The following is a 6,355-nucleotide window of genomic DNA, read 5'->3' on the forward strand; positions in this document are numbered from 1 at the left end:
CATGAGCGAGACGAACACCCCGGCCCCCGAGGCGGCCGAGGCGCACCGTTACACGGCTGCCATGGCCGCCGACATCGAGGCACGCTGGCAGGACGTATGGGACGCGGAAGGCACCTACGAGGCGCCGAACCCCACCGGCGACCTGGCCGGTGACCCGGCGGTCGTCGCACGCCCCAAGAAGTTCATCATGGACATGTTCCCGTACCCCTCCGGTGCGGGCCTGCACGTCGGCCACCCGCTCGGGTACATCGCCACCGACGTCTTCGCGCGCCACCAGCGGATGTCCGGCCACAACGTCCTGCACACCCTGGGCTTCGACGCCTTCGGCCTGCCGGCCGAGCAGTACGCCGTGCAGACCGGCACGCACCCGCGGGTCTCGACCGAGGCGAACATCGAGAACATGAAGGTCCAGCTGCGCCGGCTGGGCCTGGGCCACGACAAGCGCCGGTCGTTCGCCACGATCGACCCCGAGTACTACAAGTGGACCCAGTGGATCTTCCTGCAGATCTACAACTCCTGGTACGACGCGGACGCGAAGAAGGCCCGGCCCATCGCCGAGCTGGTCGCCGCCTTCGAGGACGGCTCCCGTGAGCTGCCCGGCGGCGCTTCCTGGGCCGCGCTGAGCGCCGGTGAGCGCGCCGACGTCCTGAACGGCTTCCGGCTGGCCTACGCCTCCGACGCGCCCGTCAACTGGTGCCCCGGGCTGGGCACCGTACTGGCCAACGAGGAGGTCACCGCCGACGGCCGGTCCGAGCGCGGCAACTTCCCGGTCTTCAAGGCCAAGCTGAGCCAGTGGAACATGCGGATCACGGCGTACGCCGACCGCCTGCTGGACGACCTGGACGCGCTGGACTGGCCCGAGGCCATCAAGCTGCAGCAGCGCAACTGGATCGGCCGCAGCGAGGGCGCGCGCGTCGACTTCTCCGTCGGTGACGCCGGCGCGATCACCGTGTTCACGACCCGCCCCGACACGCTGTTCGGCGCGACGTACATGGTGCTGGCGCCCGAGCACGACCTGGTCGGGAAGATCGTCCCGGCCGAGTGGCCCGAGGGCACGCACCAGCTGTGGACCGGCGGGAACGCGACCCCGCGCGAGGCGGTGGACGCGTACCGCAAGCAGGCCGCCGCCAAGTCGGACGTCGAGCGCCAGGCCGAGGCCAAGGACAAGACCGGCGTCTTCACCGGTGCGTACGCGACGAACCCGGTCAGCGGCGACCTGGTCCCCGTGTTCATCGCGGACTACGTGCTGATGGGCTACGGCACCGGCGCGATCATGGCCGTCCCGGCGCACGACAGCCGCGACTTCGAGTTCGCGCGCGCCTTCGAGCTGCCGATGCGCTGCGTCGTGCAGCCCACGGACGACCGGGACGCCGACCCGCTGGAGTGGGAGGACGCGTTCACCTCGTACGACGGCACCATCGTCAACTCGACGGGCGAGGGCGTCTCGCTGGACGGCCTGGGCGTCGTCGAGGCCAAGGCCGCGATCACCGACTGGCTCTCCGGACGCGGCATCGGCGAGGGGACCGTCAACTTCCGGCTGCGCGACTGGCTGTTCAGCCGCCAGCGCTACTGGGGCGAGCCCTTCCCGATCGTCTACGACGAGGACGGCGTCGCCTACCCGCTGCCCGAGTCGATGCTGCCGCTGGAACTGCCGGAGGTCGAGGACTACTCGCCGCGCACCTTCGAGCCGGACGACGCGACCTCCAAGCCGGAGACCCCGCTGTCCCGCAACGAGGCGTGGGTCAACGTCGAGCTGGACCTGGGCGACGGCCGCGGGGTGCGCGCGTTCCGGCGCGAGACCAACACCATGCCGAACTGGGCCGGCTCCTGCTGGTACGAGCTGCGCTACCTGGACCCGAACAACGGCTCGGCCCTGGTCGACCCGGCGATCGAGCAGTACTGGATGGGCCCGAGCGAGGGCGCTCCCCACGGTGGCGTCGACCTGTACGTCGGCGGGGCCGAGCACGCGGTCCTGCACCTGCTGTACGCGCGGTTCTGGTCCAAGGTCCTGTTCGACCTGGGTCACGTCTCCTCGGCCGAGCCGTTCCACAAGCTGTTCAACCAGGGCATGATCCAGGCCTACGCGTACACGGACGCGCGCGGCGTGTACGTGCCGGCGGCCGAGGTCGAGGAGCGCGACGGCGGCTACTTCTACCAGGGCGAGCCCGTCAAGCGCGAGCACGGCAAGATGGGCAAGTCCCTGAAGAACGCCGTCACGCCCGACGAGATCTGTGAGGAGTACGGCGCGGACACCCTGCGCCTGTACGAGATGGCGATGGGCCCGCTGGACGTCTCGCGCCCGTGGGACACGCGTGCCGTGGTCGGCCAGTACCGGCTGCTGCAGCGCCTGTGGCGCAACATCGTCGACGAGGAGAGCGGCGCGGTCACCGTCGTGGACGGCGAGCCGGGCGAGGACACCCTGCGAGCCCTGCACAAGGCGATCGACGGAGTCGGCGGCGACATGGCGGGCCTGCGGTTCAACACTGCCATCGCCAAGATCACCGAGCTGAACAACACCCTGACGAAGGCGGGCCGGCCGCTGGAGCGCTCGGTCGCCGAGCGGCTGGTGCTGCTGGTCGCCCCGCTGGCGCCGCACATCGCGGAGGAGCTGTGGCGCCGGCTGGGCCACACCGACTCGGTGGTCCACCAGGACTTCCCGGTCGCGGACCCGGCGTACGTCGTGGACGAGACCGTCACCTGCGTGGTGCAGGTCAAGGGCAAGGTCAAGGCGCGCCTGGAGGTGCCGCCCGCCATCTCGGACGCAGACCTGGAGCAGCTGGCGGTCACGGACGCGGCCGTCGTGGCGGCCCTGGGCGGCGCCGAGATCCGCAAGGTGATCGTGCGCGCGCCGAAGCTGGTGAACATCGTCATCTGAGCCGAGTGGACCCCCGCCATGGGGGAGATCCCGTACGGGCAGGTTGGGGGTTCGTTTGGAACCCCCGACCTGCCCTTGGCGTTTACGGTGGAAGGGGACGGACGGCGGAGGAAGGAAACCTCATGGAGGCGGGCGCTTTGATCATCTTTGCCCTGTTGGTGCTGTTCGCCTTTCTGGGGCTGGGCGTGTGGGCCACCGTGAAGGTGGTCGGCGCGGCGAAGCGCGGCGTGGACCGGACGATCACCCAGGCCCGCCGCACCGTCGAGGACACCACCCTGAAGGCGAAGAGCCTCGGTCAGGTCGGGGTCGCGGGGGCCCTGGCGCAGTTGCGGCTGGACCTGCGGACCTCGATGCGGGCCACGCAGCAGGCGCTGTACCAGGGGGTGCAGACGGACAGCTCGCTGAAGGAGTCGATCGGGCTCTTCGAGCGGCTGAGCGCGCACGGCCACGAGCTCGACGAGGAGCTGAAGCGGCTGGAGCAGGAGCCGGACCGGCGGCGGATCGCCGACGGCCTCCCTGAGCTGCGGGAACGCACCGCGAAGATCAAACAGGCCTCGGACTCGCTGCGGTGGGCCGCGCGGGACCGGGCCCGCCGGTTCGCGGAGGACGACCTCACGGCCCTGTCGGAGCAGATCGAGGTCGAGTCGGGGGCCCTGCGGGACTGGTCCCGGGAGTCGGTGGACGACCTCGCGGCCGCGGCGGAGGCCGCGGCACAAGCCGGTGGGACCGCCGGCGGGGCTGCTGCCGGTGGTGGGGCTCCGGCCGCCGGGCCGCGCCCGGCGGCGCTGAACCCGTCCACCCCGGTGACGCACTACCCCTGGCAGAAGACGCCCAGGCCGGAGGCCACCACCTGAAGGGAGGGGCGGGCGAGGGCCGGGCTGCCGGATGCACCGCTGTGGCGGTAACCTCCGGCTCATGTCCCGCCATGTCGCGATCGTCACCGATTCCACGGCCTATCTGCCCCCACCGGCGATGGCGCGGCACGGAATCACCGCAGTCCCCCTGACCGTGGTCCTGGGGGACGAGGCCCTCGAAGAGGGCACGGAGATCTCGGCCCGCAGCCTCGCCGTGGCCCTCCAGAAGCGCCGGGCGGTGACCACCTCCCGCCCGGGTCCGGAGGAGTTCGTACGGGCCTACCGGGCGGCCGCGGACGCCGGTGCGACGGGCATCGTGAGCCTGCACCTGTCCGCGGAGTTCTCGGGCACCTACGACGCCGCTGTGGTCGCGGCCAAGACGGCCCCCGTCCCGGTCCGCGTCGTCGACACCGGGATGGTCGCGATGGCCCTCGGCTTCTGCGCCCTCGCCGCGGCGGAGGCGGCCGACGCGGGGGGCTCCGTCGACGAGGCCGTGGCCGCGGCCGAGAAGCGGGCCGGGGAGATGGCGGCGTACTTCTACGTGGACACCCTCGACTACCTGCGCCGGGGCGGCCGGATCGGGGCCGCGCAGGCCCTCCTCGGGTCGGCGCTGGCCGTCAAGCCGCTGCTGACGCTGGACGGCGGGCGGATCGAGATGCTGGAGAAGGTGCGGACGGCCTCCAAGGCCATCGCACGTCTGGAGGAGCTGGCGGTCGAGCGGGCCGGGACGCGGAGCGTCGACGTCGCGGTGCACCACCTCGCGGCCCCGGAGCGGGCCGAGAAGCTCGCCCAGCGGCTCCGCGAGCGCATCCCGGGTCTGGTCGAGCTGCACGTCAGCGAGGTCGGAGCGGTGATCGGCGCGCACACCGGGCCGGGGCTGCTGGCGGCGGTCGTGTCGCCCCGCTGATCACCGGAACGGGTGGCGGAGTTGTCCACAACGGGCGCTCCGTCCACCGGAATCGGCGACTCCGAACGGCGACCGGGGATCGGTCCTAGCGTCGTGGCATGACTCTTCGCATGCGTGCCTCGCGCCGTTCCGGGGCTTCTGAAGTGGTGGTCGGTCACGACGCTGCCCTGCGGGGCGGGGGTGGCACGAATGGTGCTCGCGGGCCGGGTGCCGGGCCAGGGCGGAGCCGTGGCTCCGACGGCCGGGTCGGGTCGAGGCCCCGGGCGGACCCCGCGGCGGTACGGCGCCGGGCGCAGGCCCTGCTGGCGGGCAACCCGCGGCCGACGCCGGGGGCGGAGGGGGCGAACCCCGGGGCCGGGGTGCTGCCGGAGCCGGAGCCGGAGCCGCGGCCTCGGGCGGAGCAGGGGTCGGAGCGGCCTTCGCGGTCGCGGTCGGGGTCGGGGGACGGGACCGGGGTGGAGGTCCCGGGGCGGGTGGCCGATCCGCCGCCGGACGCGGAGCCGTGGCTGGGCGCCTATCCGCGGGCCTGGCCCGAGGTGGCGGGGCCGGCGGAGGCTGCCGCGGGGGTGGCGTCGGGGGCGGCAAGGGCATCCGCTGGGCCGGTGGAGCGGACGGGGCCGGCCGGGCTGGTGGGCCGAGCAGGTTCGGTGGGACTGGTCGAGCCGGTGGGGCCTGAGGTGACCGGGGCGAATGGGGTGCCCAGAGTGCCTCGTGTGCGGAGAGTGTCTCTGGCGGCTGCGGAGCGGTCGGTGCCCCGGGTGCCCGTTGGGCGAGGGGTGCCCGGGGGGTCGGACGAGCCGGTCGGGCCCGTGGAGCCGGTCGTCCGGGCGGTGGAGGGGCTCGGCACGCCGGCCGGGCCGAGGGGCGCCGGTGCGGGGGCTCGGTGGCCGGCGGTGCGGGAGCGGATGCCGGTGTGGGTGCAGGCCCGGTGCGGGATGGAGCCGCGGACGGTGGCGGCCGTTGCCGTCGTGCTGGTCGCGGCGCTCGGATTCGCCGCCCAGCAGTACTGGTCCGGGCGTCCGTCGCCGGTGACGGCCCCGGCGGTGGTCGCCCCGCCGTCCATGCCGTCCATGCCGTCCTCGCCGTCCTTGCCGCCCTCGGCCGCGGGCGCCCCGGCCGTCGGGGGAGGGGCGCGGATCGTGGTGGACGTCGGCGGGGGGGTCCGGGAACCGGGGGTGCGGCGGCTGCCCGGCGGCTCGCGGGTGGAGGACGCGCTGGCCGCCGCCGGGGGAGTGGTGCCCGGCACCGACACCACCGGGCTCAACCGCGCCCGGATCCTGGTGGACGGCGAGCAGGTGCTGGTGGGGGCCACCGCGCAGCCGGGTCGGGGCGGCCCGGGAAGCCCGGGGGGCGCCGGACCGGGCCCCGGCCCGCTGAGCCTGGCCAGTGCCACGGTCGAGCAGTTGGACGGGCTCCCCGGGGTCGGCCCGGTGCTCGCCCGGCACATCGTCGACTTCCGTACCGCCCGGGGCGGCTTCCGCACCGTCGAGGACCTCCGGCAGGTCGACGGCATCGGCGAGCGCCGGTTCGCCGACCTGCGCGGGCTGGTGCGGCCGTGAGCACCCCCGAGCAGGGTGGGGCCGCGGCGGTGGACCTGCGGCTGGCGGGGCCGGCGGTGGCCGCCTGGGGAGCGGCCGCCCTCGCGCTCGGGCTGCCCGGGGCGTGGACCGCCGCCGGGGCGGGGCTGGCGGTGGCCGTGGCGGGGGTGCTGCTGCTGGC

General features: G+C 74.0%; 4 protein-coding genes. All 4 read left to right on the forward strand.

What is annotated here, in order from left to right; genetic code table 11:
- The first annotated feature begins 1 nt into the window (after window position 1).
- The 4 genes from leuS (at window position 2) to AB4039_RS34175 (ending at window position 6,195) form a co-directional block, all read left to right on the forward strand.
- Window positions 2–2,875 (forward strand): leucine--tRNA ligase, encoded by a 2,874-nt coding sequence (gene leuS, locus AB4039_RS34160; protein ID WP_442272587.1) that lies wholly within the window; start codon window positions 2–4, stop codon window positions 2,873–2,875.
- Window positions 2,876–2,997: 122 nt separating this feature from the next.
- Complete coding sequence (locus AB4039_RS34165) at window positions 2,998–3,729, forward strand: hypothetical protein (RefSeq protein WP_442272588.1); 732 nt, start codon at window positions 2,998–3,000, stop codon at window positions 3,727–3,729.
- A 61-nt stretch (window positions 3,730–3,790) separates the two neighbouring features.
- Window positions 3,791–4,636: a DegV family protein gene (locus AB4039_RS34170; RefSeq protein ID WP_266838964.1), complete on the forward strand. Its 846-nt coding sequence runs from the start codon at window positions 3,791–3,793 to the stop codon at window positions 4,634–4,636.
- A gap of 950 nt (window positions 4,637–5,586) precedes the next feature.
- Window positions 5,587–6,195 carry a helix-hairpin-helix domain-containing protein gene (locus AB4039_RS34175; protein WP_442272589.1) on the forward strand — a complete coding sequence of 203 codons (609 nt, stop codon included), beginning with the start codon at window positions 5,587–5,589 and terminating at the stop codon, window positions 6,193–6,195.
- Window positions 6,196–6,355 lie beyond the last annotated feature (160 nt).

The sequence above is a fragment of the Streptomyces sp. M-16 genome (genome assembly GCF_052114405.1).
Classification (GTDB): domain Bacteria; phylum Actinomycetota; class Actinomycetes; order Streptomycetales; family Streptomycetaceae; genus Streptomyces.